Origin of the sequence: Mucilaginibacter sp. (genome assembly GCF_036383575.1) — a bacterium.
GTDB lineage: Bacteria > Bacteroidota > Bacteroidia > Sphingobacteriales > Sphingobacteriaceae > Mucilaginibacter.
The window spans coordinates 1-1740 of record NZ_DASVOB010000233.1; the positions used below are offsets into that span (position 1 = coordinate 1).

General features: G+C 43.0%; 1 protein-coding gene. It reads left to right on the forward strand.

Annotation, left to right across the window (positions count from 1 at the left end):
* Positions 1-39: 39 nt before the first annotated feature.
* Positions 40-1740: carboxypeptidase-like regulatory domain-containing protein (locus tag VF500_RS08350; RefSeq protein WP_330859238.1), on the forward strand; the 1701-nt coding region annotated here is incomplete at its 3' end.

Consider the following 1740-nt stretch of genomic DNA (forward strand, 5'->3'; position numbering starts at 1 on the left):
AACCGGATGAAAAAAATCTACTTTCTAAGTTTTTGTTTTTTGATTTTAATTAAACTGTGCCATGCCCAGCAGGGGCAGGGGAAATCAATCAGCGTAAACTTCCAGCAAGCTACTATTGAGCAGTTTGTAACAGAACTGGAAGCAAAATCAGGCTTTCATTTTTTTTACGACGCCATGCAGTTTGACAGTTTGAAAGTAACTCTGCAAGCAACCAATAAACCTATTGAAACCATATTGAGCCAGGCTTTTAAAAACACCGGTTTTAGTTTCGCCATAACCAAACACCAGCAGGTGTTTTTAACTAAAGGGCGCGAAATACAAACCGGGCTGGCGGTAGGTTATTTTGGCATTACAACTGCCAATGCAACTGCAGCAAATATAAGTGTATCCCCCGCTAATGCTGATCTTGATAAAGATAAAAAGATCCCCGAAGCAACAACCGAAAATAAGCTATACGAAATAGGGGTCAAAACCAACACTATTGAGGTGGGTACGGCAACGCTTTCGGGATATGTAAAGGAAGCAAAATCGGGCGAATCTGTAACAGGTGCCAGCATATATGTAACCAATACCAAAACGGGTGTGGCTACCGACCAGTTTGGCTATTTCACTATCAAATTACCCAAAGGCAGGCAGGTTTTAAGCGTTAGGGGCGTTGGCATGCGCGATACCCGCAGGCAGATCATCCTTTACTCGGACGGTAAGATCATTATTGAAATGCAGGAGCAGGTAACCAGCCTTAAAGAGGTAAAGATCTCTGCCGAGAAAGTGGCTAATGTGCGTAATGTTCAACTGGGGGTGAACAGGCTTGATATTAAAAGCATAAAACAGGTACCTACCGTATTTGGCGAAGCCGATATATTAAGGGTGGTGCTTACCCTGCCCGGCGTTCAGTCGGTAGGCGAGGCCACCACGGGTTTTAATGTACGCGGGGGCTCGGCCGATCAGAACCTGATCCTGATGAATGACGCCACCATTTATAACCCCGCGCATTTTTTCGGCTTCTTTTCATCATTTAACCCCGACATAGTTAAAGATATCGAACTATATAAAAGCAGTATCCCCGAAAGGTTCGGCGGGCGTTTATCATCGGTGTTGGATGTTACCAATCGTGAGGGTAATAAAAAGAAATTTACCGGTTCGGCAGGCATTGGTTTAATCACCAGCAGGCTTAATGTTGAAGGGCCTATCATCAAGGATAAAACCTCGTTTTCATTCGGAGGCCGAACCACTTACTCCGACTGGCTCCTTAAACTCCTGCCCGATGCCTACAAGCACAGTTCGGCTTCATTTTATGATCTTAACCTGGATATAAGCCACCAGATTGATGATAAAAACAACCTGTATCTAACCAGCTACATAAGCAAAGATAAATTCAGGCTTAATAGCGATACTGCTTACAGTTACAGCAACAGGAATATCAACCTAAAATGGAAGCATAATTTTAATAATAAACTATTTAGTGTTATTACGGCCGGGATAGACAAGTACCAATATGATGTTTCAAGCGCCGATAACCCGGTAAATGCTTATAAGCTGAATTTTGATATTAACCAAAGTAATTTTAAAACGGATTTTACCTATTACCTTAACCGCAAAAACACTGTGGATTTTGGGTTAAGTTCCATTTATTATAAGCTCCATCCGGGCAGCTTTCAGCCTCTTGGCGCCCAATCATTGGTAGCTCCTGATGTTATTTCCACACAACAGGCGCTGGAAAGCGCCTTATACCTGGGCGAT